Genomic DNA, 21765 nt, shown 5'->3' with positions numbered 1-21765 from the left:
ATAAACCAGGCGATTGCTTCATTTTTTCTGCAGCTTCTTTACTACCCAGGGTAGCGTCAACCCCTGGCCCAGGAGCGAAAGGAGCACAACGCCTATTGTCAGAAATAAAATTTCGTTACGCATAGGGAATGGCTTGCCGCTTTTTAACAGAATGGGCAAGCCAATGGCGATAGCCAATGAAACAATGCCCCGCATGCCAGACCAGGTAATAATAAAGCTGGTGCGCGAGTCAAACAAAGCCTCTTCACTTATTTTACGTTTGCCCTGAAATGCTTTTTTAAGGTTGAGCTGCTGCAGATAAACCCTTACCATACGAATAAGCAAGGTAGAGATAGTTATAATGGCTGCATAACCAATGTAGGGCCATACTTGTACTGTGCTCAGTTTTTTAAATATCAGCGGAAATTGTAGGCCGATGAGCAAAAAGATCAAGCCATTAAGCAAGAATATGATGACGCTCCAAAAATGCAGCGATTGATCTTTGACAGCATCGGGAAATTTTTCCTTGCTGAACCTTGACATCCCTAAGCCTAAAACTACTACGGCAATCACGCCCGAAACCTTGAAATGCTCGGCTACCAGGTAGGTAACAAAGGGCATTAACAGCATCAGGCTAATCACCACCATATCGCTCTTGCGGAAGAAGCGGATAAGCTGCGCCATTAACTGTGCCACGACAAATCCGGTTAAAAAGCCGCCGGCTAACACAATTACGAATTGAAAAACAGCCTGCCAGGCGAAAAATGCAACTCCGGCGACTGCCGCAACTGCAAAACGATAAGCCACTAATGCCGAGGCATCATTAACTAAACTTTCGCCCTCTAAAATAGTAACGGTGTTATGCGGCAAGCCAAGCCCTTTGGTTATGCCGATAGCAGCAACAGCGTCGGTTGCCGATAATATTGCACCTAAAACAAATGAAAGCGGCCAGCTCATACCTGGTATCATATAATGTGCAATTGCGGCAATACCCGCCGTAGTTATAAATACTAAACCAATAGCCAACGTACCTATGGTACTGATGTTGGTCTGAAATTCTTTGAAAGAGATGTTAAAGGCCGCATCATATAATAATGGCGGCAAAAAAAGCAGCATAATGATATCCGGATTAAGCTCGATATCGGGCATCATGGGTGCAAAGCCCACCGCTATACCTACTATCAGCAATAATACAGGCACCGGAACCTTGATCCTGTCGGCAATGCCCGATGCTGCAATCATCACAGCCATGATCAGTAATATCACAGTGTAGTTTTCCATGAGCCTTGTTTGGTTGGTAAATATAGGTGGGTTTTTTCAAAAATGTAAAAGCCGGTCTCCGGGCCATATTTTTAATTGCCGACCTTAACTATTTCTCTAATTTTGTTTAGATTTTGTTTTTTAATTGAGTATCCTGCATAAGTTACAATAAACGCCGGATGTTAATACCGTTTGTCGCAAATGATTTTTGTGACTCACCGGGCGAAGCCATGTCCAATTGCATAAATCTCAAATCAACTATCGGGCTACAATTAAGCCATTATGTCTATAACTATTAAAGTCGAAAACTTATCGAAAGTATATCAATTAGGCAACTTTGGTACGGGTACGCTGTCGCGCGATTTAGAGCGGTATTGGTCAAAAATAAGAGGTAAGGACGATCCGTTTTTAAAAATCGGCGAAGTCAATGACCGGGCAGTTAAGGGCGGAAGTGACATGGTGTGGAGCCTAAAAGATATCAGTTTTGATATACAGCAGGGCGATGCAGTAGGTATCATTGGTCGTAATGGCGCCGGCAAAAGTACGTTGCTGAAGATTTTAAGCCGCATTACCGCGCCAACCACCGGAACGGTTAAAGTACGTGGCCGGATAGCAAGTTTACTGGAAGTAGGTACGGGGTTTCATCCGGAGCTTACCGGCCGCGAGAACATCTTTTTGAACGGTGCTATATTAGGGATGCGTAAAAAAGAAATAACGCGCAAGTTTGATGAAATTGTTGACTTTGCCGGTGTTGAACGGTATATTGATACACCGGTTAAACGTTACTCGTCGGGCATGTATGTTCGTTTGGCCTTTGCCGTTGCAGCGCACCTGGAAAGCGAGATCTTGATAGTGGATGAGGTGTTATCTGTCGGCGATGCCGAGTTCCAGAAAAAATGTTTGGGCAAAATGGGCGATGTAAGCCGTGGCGAAGGCAGAACGGTTCTTTTCGTCAGTCATAATATGGCTACCGTAAAGGCCCTTTGCAATAAAGGTATTGTGCTTAATAACGGTCAGGTTGTTTTTGATGGCGGTAGTGACGAAGCGATATTTAAATACAGTAACAGTGTGGTTAACGCAGGTGTTAATCCGCTTGATAATATCAATTACCTTTCAGATAAGATCAGGATTACAGAAATGCTGTTCAATAATAGTACAGCCAACAACCTCACACTTAGTCCCGATAATAATTATAGTTTTGATATGAAGCTAAAAATAATGCATAAGATACCCGTTTCTGCGCAGGTTGAGTGCCGTTTTTATGATGACTATAATAATCCGCTGGCTTTTTTTAGCCCGGGCCACTACCATAGCTCCAACCCGATAAACACCGGCGAAACCGAATTGCAGTACAAGATCCGCTTTCCGGATAACCTTAATAATATCAGCTTTTACATGAGTATTTATTTTACCGACCCCGGTAAAGAAATTCATGCTGTGGGCGAGCGCATTTTATCCATCGAGTACACCGGGTATCCTATGCAAAACGGGCATGTTTTTGAGTACGCCAAAGGGGCCGGGCTATTATTCTTGAAACCGGAATAAGAAAATCAACAGCGCTTCATTGAAAAAGTACATAGCCTATTCATTGTGGGATAATCTGCCAATTTATACGGTCGGTATCCTTAAAAACATTATGCAGGCTGCAACTATTTATCCCGATTGGCAGGTGATTGTTTATTACGACGGCTCGGTGCCTGAACAAATAATAACCGATATTAAAAATGAAGGCGCCATAGCGGTTGATATGACGGGCGGGATATATGGAATGTTTTGGCGGTTTTACGCAGCCGACCTGGAAGATTGTGAGCGGGTAATATTTCGTGATGCCGATTCGCGGCTTTCTACCAGGGAAAAACTTGCGGTAGACGAATGGATAAATAACGATGATGCTATCCACATCATGCGCGATCATCCCCATCATCAGGCAAACGATGAAAACCATTTTAAGATACTTGGCGGTATGTGGGGCATTAGGGGCAATTTACTGTCTATGCACGAACTTGTCGCTTCATTTGCCGGACAGAACGAGCTTGCCTATGGCAGCGACCAGTATTTTCTGAATGAAATCTATAGCCGGTTTCAAAACTCGGCTACCATTCATGACGATTTTTTTGATAAAAAGCCATTTCCTACCCAAAGAGAAGGATGGGGGTTTATAGGCCAAAAAATAAATGAAAACGATGAGCCTTTTAATGATGATGGTTTGGTAATTCGCGATTTTTATGAAAAACAAACGATAATCAGCCATATCAAATCAAAAGTTAAATCACTCTTTCGCTTGGTCTTAAAAAAATAGAGCCGTTTTAATTGTTGGATACTTTACGAAAAATAAAATCATACTTACTGCGTATCGCGGGTACGTTTTTCATGTGGTTGTTACGGCTAATGCCCCGAAACCATAAAATGCAGGCGCTTTCGCGTTTGAATTTGCGTATACTGAAACTAACAGGTATAAAAGCATCATTTCCTGTATTTATCGACGGCGGGTTTAAATGCCTTTATCCGCGTAACATCAGTATTGGCGCCTATGTTTCTTTGGGTCATGATAATCATATCTGGGCATTTGATAAGGTTAGCATAGGTAACTATACCCAAACTGCAAAAGATCTGCTGATCATTGCGGGTTCGCACGACACCGGTTCATTACGGCCCCTTTCTAGTCAACAGGTTGTTATTGGCAGCGGTTGCTGGATAGGTGCAAGGGTTACCATCATAGGTGGGGTAAGCATAGGCAAGGGCGTAATCATTGGAGCGGGCAGCCTGGTAAACAAAGACATTCCTGATTTTGCCATCGCAGCCGGAAATCCTGCCAAAATTATCCGGTTCCGCAACCCCGACGACGTTCAATGGAACCCGTTCAAATCATTCAGCATCCATGAGCTATCCTAAAATATCTGTTATAACTCCCTCATACAACCAGGGCGGGTTTATTGAACAAACTATTTTATCTGTAATTGGCCAGCAGTATCCTAACCTGGAATATATTATTATTGATGGCGGCAGCACAGACAACACGGTAGAGGTGATCAAAAAGTACGGGCAGTATATTACTTATTGGATAAGCGAAAGCGACAACGGCCAGGCTGATGCTATTAATAAAGGTTTTGAGCGCGCGACGGGCGATATTTTATGCTGGCTTAATTCTGACGATTATTATCTGCCGGGCGTATTAGCTAAAGTAGCCGGTTTGCTGGACACCTCGCAACCCCAATTGCTGTTTGGCAACTGTATCCATCTGGATGAAAGTAAAAACTTTACCCATGGCAGTTATTTTGATCCGCAGAAACCATGGGACATTAACACGGGCGATTATATAACCCAACCCAGCAGTTTTTGGACCAGAAAAGCCTGGGAGCAAACAGGGCCGCTTAATGCGGAGCTGCATTTTGGTTTCGATTGGGAATGGTATGCTCGCGCAAACCATGCGGGTGTGAAATTTATTCCTTCAACCGTCTATTTCTCTGTATACCGTTTACATAGCCAACAAAAATCGCAACCGCAAAACGCCGCACGGGCTACAGAGTTGCTGCAATTACAGCGCAGGCTTAACCCGGATAAATTTAAACGTATTGATGACAGCGTAAAAACACACAAAAATGGCTTAAATATCATCTATGCCCTTGGAGCAACATTGCCGGCAGTATGGCAGCATCGTTTGCTTAAAGTGTTTTATCCGGGCTTGATGAAACTGACAGATCATTCAACATTAAAGAAAATTTTGCAGAACGATGCAGTTGCCTGATCTGGAACAATATCGTAAATCGATGATTTCAAAGGGCATTGAATGGCCCTTGAAACCGATTGCTGCAGAGCCGGGTGGGCTATTAAAAGTATTACCACCTGTTGCCGGAAAATCGGGTTGGCCGTGGACAGAAGAGACAGATCCGGCCGTTTACCAAACCCAAAAGCAATGGCCCAAGCTTAGCATTGTCACGCCATCTTATAACCAGGCAGCGTTTTTAGAGCAAACCATCCGTTCTGTCTTGCTTCAAAACTATCCTAACCTTGAGTTTATCATTATTGATGGCGGCAGCACAGACGGCTCGGTAGAGATCATTAAAAAATATGAGCCCTGGCTTAGTTACTGGCAAAGCGAAAAAGATGAAGGGCAAGGCCAGGCCATTAACCTGGGTTTTAGCCTTGCATCGGGTAATTATTATGCCTGGATAAATAGCGACGACTATTATTGCAAAGACGTTTTTGAATTAACAATGAGTACGTTTTTAAAAAGCAAGGTAGATTTTATCTACGGCTATGCCTACAACTATACCACGCAGCAAAACCGCTTTGAGTTAATAAAAATGATGCCCTTGCTTGATTATTTTATAAAAATACCCAGTCTTGCCCAGCCATCATGCTTTTGGAGCAGCAAAATACACGAACCTATATGGGAGGAGCTGCACTGCGCCCTTGATTTTGAATTATGGCTGCGGATGGTTAAAGGCCATGCCAGAAAATTGATCAGGCAAGCCCTCGCGGTTGCCAATGTGCATGACGATGCTAAGACATCAGATCCGAAAATGAAGGAAAAATGGCACCAGGACCACCTGGCCATATGGGCGGATGATGCCCACGGAACCGTTTACGAATGGAAGAGAATTGTTTTTCTGAATAGGATACGGCTTAAACTCTATCGCTGGTTTGGGGGCTATTAAGGCGTAATGTTATTTAATTCGCTTCTTTTTTTATTCTTCTTTTTAATAGTAACCAGCGCGTACTACCTGCTGCCGCATAAACTACGGTGGATATGGTTACTGGCGGCCAGCTGTTATTTTTATATGTACTTTAAACCGGTATATATATTAATTATCTTCTTTACTATAGCGGTTGACTATGTTGCCGGTTTACTGATAGAACAAGCTACCGGTTGGCACAGAAAACTTTGGCTGCTGCTAAGCTTAGCCACCAATATAGGTGTTCTGGCTTTTTATAAATATTTCAACTTTTTGGCCCACAATATCAATTTATTGGCCGGCCACTGGCACGGGCCGCAACTGCCGTTGCTTAACATTATACTGCCCATTGGTCTTTCATTTCACACGTTTCAGGCCATGAGTTATACTATCGAGGTTTACCGGGGTAATTACAAGGCCGAACGACATTTGGGCCTTTATGCGCTTTATGTTATGTTTTACCCGCAAATGGTGGCCGGCCCGATAGAGCGCCCGCAACATATCTTGCCGCAATTGCATAAACGCCACTATTTTAATCAGCAAACATTCATTACCGGCATATTTTTAATGTGTGTGGGCTTATTTAAAAAGGTGGTGATAGCCGACAGGCTGGGTCTTTATGTCGACCCGGTTTTTAATAACCCTCACGCGCATTCGGCTGCCGATTTGTTGATTGGCACCTACTTATTTGCGTTCCAGATTTATTGCGATTTTAGCGGCTACTCGGACATTGCTGTTGGGGCGGCTTTAACCTTAGGCATAGAGTTAATGAAAAACTTTAACCAGCCTTATACAGCTCTAAACGTTTCAGCATTTTGGCAGCGCTGGCACATATCGCTTTCCACCTGGTTTCGCGATTACGTTTATATCCCCCTGGGCGGCAATCGTAAAGCATTAATGCGTACCTGCTTAAACCTGTTGGTGGTTTTTTTAATTAGCGGCTTATGGCATGGCGCTAACTGGAAATACCTGGTGTGGGGCGGTATTCACGGCTGCTTGCTCATCGCTTACCAGCTAATGAAGCGCCTGGGGATACGTATTGAAATCCCCCGAATGATCAAATGGCTTTTAACCTTCAACTTGATATGCCTTGCCTGGGTATTCTTCAGGGCCAATTCTGTCCACGAGGCGTTTTATATCATCCATCAAATTTGCACTTTGGCTAACCTGCATTATACGGCAAGGGGTATTATGCAACCTGCCGAATTATATTATTGTGCATTAATAATTATTGCGCTGGTAGTAAGCGAACATTATTTGAGTGGATACGCACAGTTTTCAAAAGCCAAATTAATTACAGCGTCGTTATTGCTATTTGTGGGATGCTACTTCCTTGGGGTGTTTAACGAGGCTCAATTTATCTATTTCCAGTTTTAATGCGGAAACTGTTTGCCTGCTTAGTGTTTGTTATTAGCGCACTGGTTTTATTGGTAGCAATGAATCAGTCGTTTATTAATCGCGTTAAACAAGATCGGTATTTCGATCATTTAAATACCGGTAAACGCGACAATTCAGTATATCACCGGCTGTTTATACGTTCTGACCGTTGGCGGTATGGCGATTTATACGGCCTGTCGTACTTGCATCAATATAAATATCAGCTTGAGCCTTTTCATCAATATACCTCAAGAGAAACGGGTGCCGCTAACAATCGCGTACTGTATATAGTGGGCGACAGTTTCCTGGCGGATAAGCGTTTAAAAAAAGCTTTTTCAGATTTTGACGAGGTGATTTTCCTGGACAGGCGCTTTCCTTACGGCCCTATCGTGCCCGATACCACCAAAAAAAACTACCTGGTTATGGAATTTGCAGAACGTAACCTGGTTGGCTATGATCTTCAAACCACCGAAACTACCTGGAGTGCAGACGATATCAAACAACATAAAAACTTTGACGCGCTTGCTGCAAAACAATCGCCGCCAGGCTTACCGCACGGTTTGGAACGTATAAGCGGGCTGATATTTAACAAAGACCTGAGCCGTAACCTTGAACTGCTTTTGTTTGACGACAGGCTTTTTACACCTGTTAAAGAATTTAAAGCTGCTATAAACTATTGTTTTGGAAGAGTTGCTCCGGAAGTTGCAGTAAGTACCGATAAAAAACGTCTTTTCCTGAATATGACGGTTGATACCACGCAGCCCGAATCAGCTTTTAAACCGCACACGGATAACGACATTGCACAAATCAACCAAAAGCTGGCGGCGGCCGACAGCTATTACCAGTCCATTGGCTTTAAAGGTGTTTTTTTGTCGATCATACCCAATGCGGTGTCTGTTTATGACAGAAATAGGATGACCTATAATAATTTGCTGACCCGGGTTGAAACCAAAACCACCGTACCAGTAATCAGTATCGACAGTGCTTTCAGGCAAGATCACCGCAATTTATTTTACAAGAGCGACGCGCATTGGAATCCGGCGGGTTTTGACGAATGGGTTGGCTTAACCGATAGCTATTTTAAAACACATTTAAATTAATCATCATCTCATCGCCGGTTAACATGGTCAAAACTTTTCTGGCAACGTTAAAGCTGTTACGTAATCATGGTGCCCCATCGCACATTCTTTATTTTGGTGAGGCTTTAGGCGATAACCTGTTGTTGACAACTATTGCCCGCGGGCTTCATGAGCAAACCGGCAAAAAGGTTTGGATTAAAAGTGATCATCCTGATCTGTTTAAAAACAATCCGGATGTTGGCTTGATATTACCATTCAATGCCTTGTTATCCCGATTTGCACTCGCCTTGCGAAGCATCAAATTAGTAAGGCCATCGTATGCCAACTATGATGAAGTACTGGATAAAGACTCGGTACCCGAAAAACATATCGTTTTAAAGCTGGCCGACTGTGTGGGTTTGAAAGGCGAGATCAAAAACAAACCCAAAATTGTTTTGACGGAGGCTGAAGTACTAGCCGGCATTTATGCCAAAGATCAATTGGTTATAATTACGTCAAGCGTCAACGGCAAAATACCTATGCATAATAAAGAATGGCTTGCCGAGCGTTACCAACAGTTGGCAGATAGGCTTTCTGATCAATATACCATCCTCCAACTAGGTGCTGCAGACGACTATCCGTTAAATAATGTCACAGATCTTCGCGGAAAGACAAATTTGCGGGAGAGCGCCGCCGTTTTACATAACTCGCGGTTGTTAATAGCCCATGTTGGGTTTTTAATGCATTTGGCCCGTGCTGTTGATTGCCCGGCCGTGATTATTTATGGTGGACGCGAGATGCCTGAACAATCCGGGTACGCCGCTTACCACAACATCTACAGTGCTGTAGCATGTTCGCCCTGCTGGCTAAGAAACCTTTGCCATTATGATAGAAAATGCATGACCGCTATATCGGTAGATACCGTATATAGTGTCGTCAACCAGCAATTACAACGCCCCGTTGGTCCGCTGCCGGTAGATAGCTTGTTCAATGATTGAGATCTCGGTTATATTACCTACTTATAATCCTAACCCCAATAGGCTTAGGCAAACATTGGATGGCTTGAAAAATCAATCAATGAATGTCGAATCCTGGGAACTCATCATCATTGATAATAACTCGTCGAATAATTTTAGCCACGATATCGATCTTACCTGGCATCCTAACGGCAAAATAGTTTTTGAGGCACAACAAGGCCTTACACGCGCCCGCATTAAAGGTTTTTCGGCGGCGCAGGCAGCTGTTATTGTCATGGTTGACGATGATAACATTCTTGATCCGGATTACCTCAGCCGGGCGGTAGCGCTATTTAACACCGAAAGCCGCTTAGGTGCTGCCGGGGGAAAATCGTTACCGCTTTTTGAATCAGATCCTCCTCAATGGCTTGATGGTTTTTACGGAAGCCTGGCATTGCGCGATTTGGGCGAGCAGCCTATAATCGAAACCTGGGCGTATCAATATCCATCAGCCGCGCCTATAGGTGCGGGCATGATCATCCGTAAAATTGCCCTCGAAAAATACCTGGAGGCAATGCAAAACTCGCAATCATTGATTGCCGACCGTACCGGGAACAGTCTCTCATCGGCAGGAGATAATGATATCATTTTATGGCTCCTGAAATCGGGTTGGCAAACGGGTTATTTCCCGCAGCTCAAATTGCAGCACATTATCCCTGCAAAACGTATGACAATTAGTTACCTGGCTAAATTGCAATTGGGTATAAACAGCTCGTGGGTACAGGTGCTGGCCGCGCACCAGATCTGCCCCTGGAAACCAATAGCCGCAGGGAGCGTGGGGTTAAGAAAACTCAAAGCTTATTTTAAATATGCAGCCTGGAAAAAGCCGGTCAATTACTTAAAATGGAAAGCCGCCTGCGGTATGTTTGATGGTTTAGCAAAAATAGCTTGATACAAAAACTGATAGATATTCTTTACCGGCACCCGCGCTCAAACTATAGGCGTTACCAACGGTTTGGTGGGGTTTGGGCCTATCGGCGCATGCTTGCCGGTCAAAAAGCGATGATGCTTGCCGTGGCTCACCTGCCGCCTATATCTTCATTCGCCGACGGGATGCCCATCTATTTTTTAACTGGCAAAAAACATCTTTACCAAACGCTGTTCTGTATCAGCTCTTTGGCCCGTGTTGCCAATCAAAAACTCCATTTTATATTAATTGACGATGGAAGTTTTAACGCGCAGCTGATTGCTCAGATCAATAAACAAATCCCGGGGGCCGGCATCATTCAAAAGAACGAACTTGATGAGACGTTTTCAAAAAGACTCCCGGCAGAAAAGTACCCGGCCTTACACAGAAAACGTGCGATATACCCACACCTAAAAAAATTGACAGACGTACACCTTTTACCCGGTAATAAATGGAAATTGGTGTTGGATTCTGATATGCTTTTCTGGCAAGAGCCCACAGCGATATTAAACTGGTTAATGAAACCTGCTGAGCCATTATATATGGTTGACCAGGTAGAAAGTTATGGATACGCAAAGCAGTTAATGAAAGATCTGTGCGGGCACGATATTCCGTCGCTGTTAAACGTTGGCGCTATTGGACTAAACAGCCTGGCTATCGACTGGGGTGCCCTGGAGAAATGGATCAACGTTTTAGAAGAAACCAGCGGATCTTCTTACTATTTAGAGCAAGCACTTTCTGCAATGTTAGTAGCAGGACAAAAAGCGACGGTGTTAAATGCTGACGAGTACGTTGTTAATCCTCTTCAATTAAATGATGGCGCTATCCTTCATCATTATGTGGATCTGTCGAAAAAAATATATTTTGAGGAGGCATGGAAAAAGCTCCGTTAGTTTCTATTTGCATGCCCGCTTATAATGTGGATAGTTTCATTGAAGAAACCATCCGATCCGTAATTTCTCAGACGTTTAAAAACTGGGAGCTGATTATAGTTGATGATGGATCCACCGATTCGACACCGGCGATACTTTCAAAAACTATTGATCATAGGATAACAGTTTTAAGCCCGGCTAATCAAGGTGCTGCCGCTGCCCGAAATCTGGCCTATCAAAAATCTGCAGGGAAATACATTGTTTTTTTTGATGCCGATGATTATATGGCCCCCCATTTTCTGGAAACACAATTGGCCAAAAGCGTAGAAACCCCGAATGCATTAATAATGAGCGATTGGAAGCGGTTTAACGGCGAAGTCCCGGATAAAATCCTGGCCGAGCCGGTGCCGTTTTCTGAAATGTATTTTGACGATTGGATAGCTGAATATTGGTACCATTGTAACCCGATGACCAATCCGGGCAGGGCGCTCATCCCCAGATCTGTCATAGAAAAAGCCGGAAATTGGAACGAGACTTTAAGCTTGAACGATGATTTGGAGTTTTTTACCCGGATCATGCTTAGTGCAGATAAAATAATCTTTAATCATGATGCTGTGCTTGGTTACCGCTCAAACGGGACGGGCTTATCATCTTCCAAAAAAGAAGAATCGGTGAACTCGCTTTTCAAGTCTATTGATTTGTCTGTAAAAATGGTTTTACAGCGATATGGCGAGCATGAGTTAGTACGCAAAAGCTGCGCTAACATGTGGCAGAGTTTTATTTACATCACCTTTCCGGGTTATCCTGATTTGGTATTGGAAGCACAGGAAAAGATTCACCCAATAGCCAAACCCGATTTCAAATATCCGGCAGGAGGCGTTACCAGGTTTTTGATTTACTTTTTAGGGTGGAAATTGACCCGGCGGCTTAAAACCGTATTCGCCTGATGCCCCGTTGCCGCATCTATCTTTTTACTTATAACAGGAATGGGCTTTTGCCCCGTGCTATTGAAAGTTTGCTCAACCAAACCTTTACCGATTGGGTATGCGAGTTGCATAATGATATGCCCGGTAACGTGTTTCCGGCTGAGTATATAGCAGTGCTAAACGATTCCCGGTTTCTGGTTATTGATCATGAAAAAAATCTTGGCGCTATAAAATCGTTTAACCTTGCTTTTGAGAAATGCGGAGAGGATTTCATTTCTATATTGGAAGACGATAATTGGTGGGAGCCTGATTTTTTGGAAAAAATGATTGCGGTTCTTGATACCCGGCCTGCTGTACAATTGGCGTGGTGCAACATGAGGCTGCATAAAGAGCTGCCCGGCAATAATTGGGAAGACACCGGAAAAACGACCTGGGAACAAGACCCGTTGCTGGCTATAAAAACATTTGATTTCCCTAAGCCTAAACAAGCATTCAGCTATTTGCATTCTATTGGTGCAATGTTGGTCAGAAACGTCGATTTGCAAAAGTTGCAGATACCGGTGGATGTAAGACTCGATTTTATTGAGCCCATACGCGAACGGGCATTTTCTCATCCTATAGTATTGGTTAATGAACCATTGGCCAACTTTGCCATAACCATATCAACCAACAGGGCGGCGGGCAATGAGGGTGTGCATGAACACTACTACCTGTTATTGGCCAGCTTTTTCCAATATGCAGCAAATGATGAAGCGCTGATAAAGGGTGTTTGGGCAGAGGTAAGAAAAAGCACTGTACGAAGTACGCATAACCTGCTACTGGCCGGGCTATTAGATAGCAATTGCCGTGGCCTGCTAAAATACGCCGGCTTTGCCGATTGGCTGTTCTTTTTTGCTTACAATGTTAGGTATCCTAAAGTTGTGGGTTCATGCCGGCGTGCAAAAACAACTTACGCAGCCTTGTGGCAATATTTGAAAGAGAATACCGCATTACGGTTCGAAACCAGGCCCAATTGAAGAAACAAATAACACCTTGAGCGCTTTACCTAAACATATTTGTATTATCACACAATCACACCTTTGCCGTAACCCAAGGGTGTTGAAAGAAGCGATACTGCTTGCTCAAAATGGGTATAAGGTAACCGTGATCAATACCGGTTACAGCGCGCAATTAAGTAATGAGGACGATGAATTAATCAAGCCATATAACATTAAACTTTTGTCGGCCGTAACGCTTCAAGCCGGTTCCATGAAATCAATATTGCTGCGGCTCATCGGAAAAACCGGGCGATGGATGGTGAGGGTTTTAAAAATGGAGACACCGCTGGCACTGGGGTATTACTCATGGGGATACAAAAATTTGGCCCTGAAGCAAGATGCCGACCTTTACATTTGCCATCAGGAAATAGGCTTATATTGCGGGGTACAGTTAATTGAGCAGCAAAAAAAAGTTGCTTTTGATCTGGAAGACTGGTATTCAGAAGATTTATTGCCCGAAGCAAAATCATATCGCCCGCTAATTTTACTACGGCAGCTCGAACAACAGGCGTTGCAAAAAGGTGTATTTTGTATCAGCACTTCAAATGTTATGGCTAAGCACTTGGGCGACGCATACCATTCGTCCGAGCCAACCCGTATCTATAATGTTTTTAATAAAGATCGGTCGATCTTTGATGAAGATAAGCAAATGGGCAGTCCGTTAAGATTGTTTTGGTTTTCGCAAACCATAGGCCCGGGGCGTGGGCTTGAAGAGTTTGTTGCGCTTTTGCACCAGATGGAAGCCCCGCTTGAGCTTCACCTGTTAGGCAATGTAAGTGTTGAATATCGCAGCCTGCTACAATCAGGCATCGCTCAAAAGCACAAGATCTTTTTTCATGAACCGGTAAAAGCTGCTCTGCTTCCCGAGAAAATCAAATCGTTTGATATTGGCCTGGCCATTGAAAACACAAGCCCTCTAAGCCGTAATTATACGGTAACCAATAAGTTTTTTCAATACCTGCAGGCGGGTCTGCCGGTTATTGCAACACGCACGGCCGGGCAAATAGAGGCTTTCGAAAAATATAAGCCGGGTATACTCATTAATTTACCTGCAGGGGCGAAAGATATAGGAGATTTGAATACCTGGCTTAGCGATAAGCAGGCACTAAAAAACGCTACCCGGGCTGCACAGAATGCGGCGCGAGAATATAACTGGGAAAACGAATCAAAAAAATTATTAAGTCTCGTAGAAAAAGCATTGCATGAATAAGGTTACGCTACAGATCAATCTGGCACCGGTAGATTATCCGCATGCGGTACAAATACTGCCGCACCAGTTAGCTATGCTCTCAGGCCAGGTAGACGAAATCCTGTTGACCGTTGACACGCGCAAAGGCAAGGGCCGTTTTGCAGAAGGCTGGTTAAAGTATCAGCAGCTTTTTAATGATTTTTTAGAACAAAATATCAGCACGAAATACCCGGTAACTATACTGCCGGTTGATTATAGTGCACCCGCAAAGCAACAGATTGCCAAAGCTTTTTTTGAAGGAAATTATATCCCTGACCGCGACTTTCGCGGCGGGCCGTTTTACGTGTATTTTTTTGGTTTGCATGCGGCTAAAAACAATGTCGTATTTCATTTAGATTCTGATGTTTTCTTAGGTGGCGGTAGCCAAACCTGGATTAACGAGGCCCTGGCCAAATTAGCGGCCGATGATAATTGTTTTGTTGTATCGCCACTACCCGGGCCGCCTCATCCTGAAGGCATCCTCATCAGTCAGCCTGATTCAAAACGGGTTTCGGCTAATGCGTATGTTTTTGAGGGAATGAGTACCAGGATCTTTATGCTGGATAAAAGCAGGTTCGAAAAAACGAAATTGCATCTCCAAAAACCTTCGCTGCGCAACCGGGTAAAGGCTTTGGTTGAGGGCAATCCGCCGGCTGATTTGCCTGAGCATATCATCAGTACCTATATGCGAAAGCATAGTTTAAAGCGGATAGATTTTTTAGGGGAAGGCAACGGAATGTGGTCGTTACATCCGCCTTTTCGAACTAAGGGGTTTTATGAAGATTTGCCCCAAATCATAAAAAGAGTGGAAGAAAACTGCTTACCCAAGGCGCAATTAGGTTTCTATGACGTAGTAGATGATGTTTGTGACTGGGCAGAAGCAAGAAACAAACTGGCGGCCAACCGCTGGTATAAAAGATTGTTTAATTGAAACGCGTACTCATTATATCGCCCTATTTCCCGCCGGTAAACGCAGCCGATATGCAGCGCGTGCGAATGAGCTTGCCTTATTTCGGACAATTTGACTGGGCAGCAGAAATAGTGATGGTTGATGAACATTACACAGACTTACCGCAGGATGAGTTGTTGCTGCAAAGTTTGCCACCGGATATAGTAGTACACAAAGTAAAGGCACTCCATAAAAAATATACCAGCCGGGTAGGGTTGGGCAGCCTGGCGCTGCGTTCGTTGCGCTTTTACCGCAAAAAGGTGGACAAGCTGCTTTCTGCCGGTGGATATGATCTGGTTTATTTCTCGACTACACAATTCCCAATCTGTGCTTTGGGGCCGCGCTGGAAAAAGAAGTTTGGCGTGCCCTATGTGATAGACATGCAAGACCCCTGGCACTCTACTTATTACCAGGATAAGCCAAAGACACAGCAACCGCCTAAGTATTGGTTTTCTTACCGGCTTAATAAATACCTGGAGCCTGTTGCGGTAAAAAAAGTTGGCGGGTTGATAGCCGTTTCTCAAAAATATATTGACACGTTAAAGCAGCGTTACCCCAGGATCAGCGATGTTCCATCGGCTACTATCACCTTCGGCTCTTTTGAGCCGGATATGGAGATCGCCTTAAAAAATGCGGATCAATTTCCGGCTTTGTTGGATAGCAATACCATCAACATCGTTTATGTTGGCCGCGGCGGTATGGATCTGCATAAAGCTATCGAGCCGGTATTTAAGGCATTTAAATCGGGGATGGACGAAGATGCTGATCTCGGCCGCATACGTTTCTATTTCATCGGTACCAGCTATGCGCCGGCAGGAATGGGTGAACAAACCATCATGCCGCTGGCTGATCAATATGGCATAACCGACTACGTAGTCGAAACAACAGATCGCATTAGCTATTACCATGCCTTGTTTACCTTAACGCAGGCTAATGCCCTTTTTATCCCCGGCTCTGACGACCCGCAATATACGGCCTCAAAGATATACCCTTACCTCATGACGGGCAAACCCGTATTGGCTATTTTTAACCCGGATAGTCCCGCTATTCCGGTTTTAAAAGCTTACGGAGTAAATTGTACGTTCGATTATGAAAGCGTGGCCCAAAGCGCTTTAATTGCCTTCCTTAAAGATCTTGCCGCCGGCAAGACAGCCCCCCCCACGTATAATACCCAGGAAATTAAAAAACACTCGGCCAAACAAATGGCCGCCGAACAATGCCGCATTTTTGATGCTGTTGTAGAGAAATAGATTAGCTAAAAAAGAATAGGCATAATTTATCCGTTGTCATCTCGACCATAGGGAGAGATCTATACACGCGCAATTCTTAGCAATGTATAGATCTCTCCTCGTTCCTTCTCGAGATGACAAGTTTTTTATTGTTGAGAAAGGACTAACCTCGCGTTAGCTAAAAATAATAAGCTTCAGCGCCAGCGGAATAACAATCACACCAAGCGAGATCAACGCATAATTACGATACAGCTTGCTGCCCTTGCTGTCATATCTTTTGACGATCTCTTCGTATCTATTGTTGTAGAAAATCAACAGATAGTTTAGTATTACAAAGGGCACAAAGTAGGTAATCAGTACCGCAATGCCGGTATTGTAACCTGTGGTATCAAATATATGCACCGGGAACAAGATCAGCAGGCTATGGTTAAGTGCATGCAGCAATAAAAACAGCGCCAGCAAATTAATCCCCATTAATACCGACATGGCAACCAAAGGCATTAGTTTCCAACCGCCATCCGGCGATTTCCCTTCGCGGTGCTCTGCAATCGCGCTCGCCCAGATCCTGTAGTAAATGTTCATATGGTTATAACCTGAAACAGGCCTGAAGGTTTGGCCTGTCGTTGCCAAAAGCAATAATCAGTAAATAGTGCCATAATCGCATTAAACAACACCATTACGGGCAGATAATACTACTTATCTTTGATGTAATGAAAGCGGCCATCCCAATATATGATATTTGCAACCTTACCCAGCGTCAGGACGATTTGCTGATCAGCAGGTTTGCGCCGTATTTAAAAAGCCATCGTAATTTGCACCTGGCGCATAAACACTCTTTTTACCACCTGGTGTTTTTTACCAAAGGCGGCGGCTCGCAAACTATCGACTTTCAGCAAGTACCGGTAAAATCCAACCAGATCTATTTTATGATTCCGGGACAAGTGCACAACTGGGCATTTAAAGGCGAGGTAGACGGTTATATCATCAATTTTTCGGTGCCGTTCTTTCAGTCGTTTTTGTTGAAGGCTAATTATTTAGAAGATTTTCCGTTTTTTACCGGTATCGTGGATGATTCGGTAATCGAGATCCCTGCGGATGCTCAACAACATATTATCAGTTTATTTGAGCAATTGATCCACGAAACCGAAGAGCCAAAGCCATTGGCCGATGATATGGTGCGTTCAATCATGCTGCAATTATTTATCAGCGTGGCGCGCCAGGGGCTAACAAGCGTAAATAAAACCATCCCGACGTATAATTATACGTTGCTGCGCAGCTTTCAAAAGCTCATCGAAAAAAATTATACCTCGTTACGTTTGCCTAAAGAATACGCGGAGCTGCTATACATCACCCCGAACCACTTAAATGCTTTATGTAATGATGTACTGGGGATCTCAGCAGGCGAGGTGATTCGTAACCGGATAGCTTTGGAAGCAAAACGCCTGTTGATCAACAATGATCTGACCGTATTGGAAATAGCCAACCAGCTCAACTTTGCCGACAACTCGTACTTTACCAAGTTTTTTAAGAAGCAGGTAGGCAGTACGCCCGAAGAATTTAGAAAAACAACCAACAATCATGAATAGTTTAACCCTAAAACCCAGCCATATGCCAACCTCACAACTCTCAGCAGCCATACACGCCAAATGCCCAAAGTGCCGCAGGGGCGATATGTTTAGCAATAACAGCTATAACCTGTTCTCACAAAAAATGAATACCAACTGCCCGCATTGCGGCTTTACGTTTGAGCCGGAGCCGGGGTATTTTTATGTGGCGATGTTTGTGAGCTACGCGTTTAACGTGGCCCAGATGGTTACCATGGCCGTTGCACTTTATGTATTAAGCGGCAGCCGCAACCCATGGGTTTATGTTGGTGCGCTATTAGGTGTGTCCGTACTTTTATCGCCGTTTAATTTCAGGTACTCCAGGGTAGTGCTGTTGTACTGGTTAACACCTGGTTTGCATTATGATCCCAATCGCGATCGCGACGATTATGTAAACCCTAATTACAAACCCGAGTAATAATCATAACCCAACTCGGCCCAATAATCGCGCGGGCGGGTGTTGCTGAAGGTAATAGTGCCGATGCGCTTTAGGTTTTTGATGCCATATTTTACCGGGATGATGAGCCGTAATGGCGCGCCATGCTCTAATGGCAGCGGCCGGGCATTTACCTCGTAAGCCATGATAGTTTGCGGATGGATAGCGCTGGGCATATCAATACCTACATAATAGGTTTTGTCGGGCGTTTCCATACCAACATATTGCAGTTGTGCCTGGTCATGCAGGTTGTAGTGATTCAAAAAATCGCTAAACTTTACGCCGCCCCAGTAAGAGATCTGGTCCCAGCCCTCAACACATTTAAAGTCGTAAACAATCTCTGTTTTTGGCAATGTCCTCAACTCATCCAGAGTAACGTTCAGCATCTCGCCATTGGGTTTCTTTACCTGTAGGCACCAAGCCGCCACATCAAATTTCTTTTCGGCCTCTATGCCTATATCACTATTTACCCGCACATTTTTGGATGCCATAGCCTTAGGGTAAGTTTTAACCAGGTGATTTTCGTTATACAGAAAGCGGCGCACGGCCAGTTCGGTTTTATTCAACGCGCGGCGCAACGGGATGCGTTGGTTGCCGGTTATACCTTTAACCTCATACGGCGAGTTGTACAACCAGCGCCACCCAAGCACTCCGCCAACTGCCGCGGTACCAAAAATTCCGAAGGACAGAAAGGTGCGCCGATTGATTTTCTGCTGAACCGTTAAGGGTTTTTTAATTTTCTTTTTTACCATCTGTCTTTTTAACTTTTGGTTGTGTTTCTACCACTTCAAATCCGGTGATTGCCGAACTGAAATTTTTCCATCCCGCCAGGAAAACCTGCACCACGTGGATCACAAAGAAAAATACATAGCCTATAGTGAGCATAAAGTGAATGATGCGTGCCGCATGATAACCGCCGCAAAGCCAGGTTAAATAATAAAACTGCACGGGTTTATAAATAGCCAGGCCGGTAATTACCGAACCTATGCCCATAATAATAATAGCGGTATAGGCAATGCGCTGCGCAGCATTATACTTGTTTTGCGGCGGTGCCATTTTGCGGATATGCAGATCATGCAGCAGTACGAGCCAAGCTTCTTTGAAAGATTTTTTTTGCGGGACCAGCTCGCGCCATTCGCCCGAGATTAAGGTATAGGCCACATAAAAGATCCCGTTCAAAATAAAGAACCACATAAACAAAAAGTGGAATGCCATGCCTTCCCATAACCTGTGCGTAATGTTGAAGTAGTTATAAAACCCTTCGGGGAAAAACGTAAAATACGTATGGCCAAACAGCTTGACGCTATATTCGTCATCGGCCCAATAAATCAGCATTCCGCTCCAGATCATAATGCTCAACATCGGGAAGTTTACCCAATGGCACCAGCGCATGGCTAAGGAGTGTTTTTCTTTGATCTTTTTCACCATTTTTTGTTAAGCAGCCGGTAATATAGCCTGTTTTGCTGCGCCGATAATTTCGCCAGTTGCGGTGTCTTGTATAAACGCTATCACTTCCACGCTTTGCGGGTTAACGCCCTTTGGTATCAGCAAAGTATTGCTGCCGTTTTTAGCGGTCGATCTTTTTAAATCGCGCACTATCTGCACGTGCGATAAAATGTGTCCTTGATTTTCGCCGGCCTTAACGTTGGTTTGTGCCGATTTTTGTACCAAGGCAAAAACAACTTCGCTGTATTTAGCTGTACTGTTTGTATGGTAATTTACGGTTACCTGCGAGCCGTTGCTTTTAATATCGCTCAAAACGAGTTGTGCCGATGCCTGTTTGCCTAAACCGGCTTTGATAGCGTTGTGCAAAGTGCCGTCCTCTGACCCTACAAATTCTTTCTGGCCATTAACTACAATCTGCGGCGTGTATACTGATGACAGGTGCAGATTTTTTGCATAGTCGGTTTGGCGCTTAGAATAATCGGCATTGCTAAAAACGTCTTTCCAGCCTAAACGGTTCCAGTAATCTACGTGGTAAGCCAGAATATAAACCGGCTGGTTTTGATATTCTTTTTGCACCTTAGCCACCAGCTCATCAGCCGGCGGGCAGCTGGAGCAACCTTCGGAGGTAAAGAGTTCAACTACTACAAAGCCTTTGTCGGGCGTTGGTTTTGGTTTATGGGCCGAAGCCGAAAGAGTGAGGCCGAACAGGCAACTCATTAAAAGGATAGACGCTTTAATATTTTTCATGATACAATGAATATAAAGATATATACGTGCTTGGTCGGACGATTGGTCTTATCCTTACAATAAATTTAATAATTTTATTTGATCTGTAAGGTTTTACTTATACCCGCGTCTAATTAACAAATAAAGATACCGAAACTAAATGTCGACCCTTAATACCCTTAACCCGCATTCATGGGTTGATAACCATGCCGACTACTTATATGCCTATGCATTAAGCCGGATCAGTGACGACGAGCAGGCGCGCGACCTGGTGCAGGAGGTGTTTTTGGCTGCGCTTGAAAAAGTAGATCGCTTTGAGGGCAGAAGCAGTGAACGCACCTGGCTGACGGCGATATTGAAAAATAAGATCATCGATATCTATCGCAAACGTTCGTCGGGTTTAACTAACAATAAGGCCGAAAAGGCTGCTGTACATGAGCAGGAAGACTTTTTTCATGAAGACGGCCACTGGCGCGAAGAGCATTACCCCCGGGAGATGGCAGTTGAAGGCCATGACCCATTACATAATAAAGAGTTTCAGCACGTTTTGCAGCAGTGCATGCAAAAATTGCCCGCGCTTTGGCTGGCGGTATTTACTATGAAGCATATAGAAGACGAGTCGACAGAAAATATTTGTACCGAACTTAGGGTAACGTCGGCTAATTTTTGGGTGATCATACATCGTGCTAAATTGAACCTGAGGGCTTGCCTTCAAAAAACGTGGATTTAAGATGGGACCGTTAAAAAAGATTGTTTACAACTGCAAGCAAGCTACTTTTCTGATCGAAAAGAAATTGATAAGCAAACTTACATTTCGAGAAAAGATAGAATTACGCATCCATCTTTATGGCTGTTCGGTATGTCGTATCTTCAATAAACAGAGCGCCGTTATCAATCAAATGGTGAAACAGCTTTTTAGCGACGCCAATAGCGATCAAAAACACCTGGATAATGATTTTAAGCAAGGCCTGCAGCAGCGTATAGAAGAAGAATTAAATAAAAATTAAGCTTGTTGTAAGGATTGCGTTTGGTGTGCGAC

At 44.1% G+C, this 21765-nt stretch carries 24 protein-coding genes; 19 read left to right on the top strand and 5 right to left on the bottom strand.

Annotated features, from left to right (window positions below; genetic code table 11):
• Positions 1-18: 18 nt before the first annotated feature.
• Positions 19-1260 (bottom strand): Na+/H+ antiporter, encoded by a 1242-nt coding sequence (locus HB679_RS18550; RefSeq protein WP_214073512.1) that lies wholly within the window; start codon positions 1258-1260, stop codon positions 19-21.
• Between the two features lie 261 nt (positions 1261-1521).
• On the opposite strand from HB679_RS18550, the gene HB679_RS20670 reads away from it, so the two are divergent.
• The 15 genes from HB679_RS20670 (at position 1522) to HB679_RS18475 (ending at position 16535) form a co-directional block, all read left to right on the top strand.
• Positions 1522-2784, top strand: coding sequence for an ABC transporter ATP-binding protein (locus HB679_RS20670; protein ID WP_255547660.1), 1263 nt, complete (start codon positions 1522-1524; stop codon positions 2782-2784).
• Positions 2785-2803: 19 nt separating this feature from the next.
• Positions 2804-3538, top strand: coding sequence for a hypothetical protein (locus HB679_RS18540; protein WP_214073511.1), 735 nt, complete (start codon positions 2804-2806; stop codon positions 3536-3538).
• Positions 3539-3645: 107 nt separating this feature from the next.
• Entirely contained in the window at positions 3646-4131 is a 486-nt protein-coding gene (locus HB679_RS18535; protein ID WP_255547659.1) for an acyltransferase, read from the top strand.
• Positions 4118-4984: a glycosyltransferase family 2 protein gene (locus tag HB679_RS18530; protein ID WP_214073510.1), complete on the top strand. Its 867-nt coding sequence runs from the start codon at positions 4118-4120 to the stop codon at positions 4982-4984. The genes HB679_RS18535 and HB679_RS18530 overlap by 14 nt, the downstream gene beginning before the upstream one ends.
• Complete coding sequence (locus HB679_RS18525) at positions 4971-5897, top strand: glycosyltransferase family 2 protein (RefSeq protein WP_255547658.1); 927 nt, start codon at positions 4971-4973, stop codon at positions 5895-5897. The genes HB679_RS18530 and HB679_RS18525 overlap by 14 nt, the downstream gene beginning before the upstream one ends.
• A gap of 6 nt (positions 5898-5903) precedes the next feature.
• Positions 5904-7292, top strand: coding sequence for an MBOAT family O-acyltransferase (locus HB679_RS18520; protein WP_214073509.1), 1389 nt, complete (start codon positions 5904-5906; stop codon positions 7290-7292).
• On the top strand, positions 7292-8392 hold the full coding sequence (locus HB679_RS18515) for a hypothetical protein (protein WP_214073508.1): 1101 nt from the start codon (positions 7292-7294) through the stop codon (positions 8390-8392). The genes HB679_RS18520 and HB679_RS18515 overlap by 1 nt, the downstream gene beginning before the upstream one ends.
• A gap of 23 nt (positions 8393-8415) precedes the next feature.
• The gene (locus tag HB679_RS18510) at positions 8416-9348 is read left to right on the top strand and encodes a glycosyltransferase family 9 protein (protein WP_214073507.1); all 933 of its coding nucleotides are present in this window, start codon (positions 8416-8418) and stop codon (positions 9346-9348) included.
• Entirely contained in the window at positions 9341-10258 is a 918-nt protein-coding gene (locus HB679_RS18505; protein WP_214073506.1) for a glycosyltransferase, read from the top strand. The genes HB679_RS18510 and HB679_RS18505 overlap by 8 nt, the downstream gene beginning before the upstream one ends.
• Positions 10255-11166, top strand: coding sequence for a hypothetical protein (locus HB679_RS18500; RefSeq protein WP_214073505.1), 912 nt, complete (start codon positions 10255-10257; stop codon positions 11164-11166). Before HB679_RS18505 ends, HB679_RS18500 begins: the two co-directional genes overlap by 4 nt.
• Complete coding sequence (locus tag HB679_RS18495) at positions 11148-12092, top strand: glycosyltransferase family 2 protein (RefSeq protein WP_214073504.1); 945 nt, start codon at positions 11148-11150, stop codon at positions 12090-12092. The genes HB679_RS18500 and HB679_RS18495 overlap by 19 nt, the downstream gene beginning before the upstream one ends.
• Positions 12092-13087 carry a glycosyltransferase family 2 protein gene (locus tag HB679_RS18490; protein WP_214073503.1) on the top strand — a complete coding sequence of 332 codons (996 nt, stop codon included), beginning with the start codon at positions 12092-12094 and terminating at the stop codon, positions 13085-13087. The genes HB679_RS18495 and HB679_RS18490 overlap by 1 nt, the downstream gene beginning before the upstream one ends.
• Positions 13088-13103: 16 nt before the next feature.
• Positions 13104-14318 carry a hypothetical protein gene (locus HB679_RS18485; protein WP_214073502.1) on the top strand — a complete coding sequence of 405 codons (1215 nt, stop codon included), beginning with the start codon at positions 13104-13106 and terminating at the stop codon, positions 14316-14318.
• Positions 14311-15267, top strand: coding sequence for a hypothetical protein (locus HB679_RS18480; protein ID WP_214073501.1), 957 nt, complete (start codon positions 14311-14313; stop codon positions 15265-15267). The genes HB679_RS18485 and HB679_RS18480 overlap by 8 nt, the downstream gene beginning before the upstream one ends.
• Positions 15264-16535, top strand: a complete 1272-nt coding sequence (locus tag HB679_RS18475) for a glycosyltransferase (RefSeq protein WP_255547657.1) — start codon at positions 15264-15266, stop codon at positions 16533-16535. Before HB679_RS18480 ends, HB679_RS18475 begins: the two co-directional genes overlap by 4 nt.
• A gap of 153 nt (positions 16536-16688) precedes the next feature.
• Here the strand turns inward: HB679_RS18475 and HB679_RS18470 are convergent, their stop codons facing one another.
• Complete coding sequence (locus HB679_RS18470; RefSeq protein ID WP_214073500.1) at positions 16689-17096, bottom strand: hypothetical protein; 408 nt, start codon at positions 17094-17096, stop codon at positions 16689-16691.
• Between the two features lie 128 nt (positions 17097-17224).
• Between HB679_RS18470 and HB679_RS18465 the strand changes: the two genes are divergently transcribed.
• On the top strand, positions 17225-18100 hold the full coding sequence (locus HB679_RS18465) for a helix-turn-helix domain-containing protein (protein ID WP_214073499.1): 876 nt from the start codon (positions 17225-17227) through the stop codon (positions 18098-18100).
• A complete protein-coding gene (locus tag HB679_RS18460; RefSeq protein ID WP_214073498.1) occupies positions 18093-18536 on the top strand; it encodes a DUF983 domain-containing protein in 444 nt (147 codons plus the stop codon). The genes HB679_RS18465 and HB679_RS18460 overlap by 8 nt, the downstream gene beginning before the upstream one ends.
• Here HB679_RS18460 and HB679_RS18455 read toward each other — a convergent pair.
• From HB679_RS18455 to HB679_RS18445, 3 genes are read right to left on the bottom strand one after another with little or no spacing between them, the layout of a single operon-like run.
• The gene (locus HB679_RS18455; RefSeq protein WP_214073497.1) at positions 18521-19306 is read right to left on the bottom strand and encodes a molybdopterin-dependent oxidoreductase; all 786 of its coding nucleotides are present in this window, start codon (positions 19304-19306) and stop codon (positions 18521-18523) included. The two genes, HB679_RS18460 and HB679_RS18455, sit on opposite strands and share 16 nt — an antisense overlap.
• Entirely contained in the window at positions 19287-19982 is a 696-nt protein-coding gene (locus HB679_RS18450) for a cytochrome b/b6 domain-containing protein (protein WP_255547656.1), read from the bottom strand. Before HB679_RS18450 ends, HB679_RS18455 begins: the two co-directional genes overlap by 20 nt.
• A gap of 6 nt (positions 19983-19988) precedes the next feature.
• Positions 19989-20747 (bottom strand): DUF1223 domain-containing protein, encoded by a 759-nt coding sequence (locus HB679_RS18445; protein ID WP_214073496.1) that lies wholly within the window; start codon positions 20745-20747, stop codon positions 19989-19991.
• Positions 20748-20886: 139 nt separating this feature from the next.
• Here HB679_RS18445 and HB679_RS18440 point away from each other — a divergent pair, with 139 nt between their 5' ends.
• Both HB679_RS18440 and HB679_RS18435 read left to right on the top strand, forming a co-directional pair.
• The gene (locus tag HB679_RS18440) at positions 20887-21456 is read left to right on the top strand and encodes a sigma-70 family RNA polymerase sigma factor (protein WP_214073495.1); all 570 of its coding nucleotides are present in this window, start codon (positions 20887-20889) and stop codon (positions 21454-21456) included.
• Position 21457: 1 nt separating this feature from the next.
• On the top strand, positions 21458-21733 hold the full coding sequence (locus tag HB679_RS18435; protein ID WP_214073494.1) for a hypothetical protein: 276 nt from the start codon (positions 21458-21460) through the stop codon (positions 21731-21733).
• The last annotated feature ends 32 nt before the right edge of the window (positions 21734-21765 follow it).

Source organism: Mucilaginibacter sp. dw_454, assembly GCF_018449775.1.
Classification (GTDB): Bacteria; Bacteroidota; Bacteroidia; order Sphingobacteriales; family Sphingobacteriaceae; genus Mucilaginibacter.
This window is presented reverse-complemented; position numbering and strand designations above follow the sequence as displayed.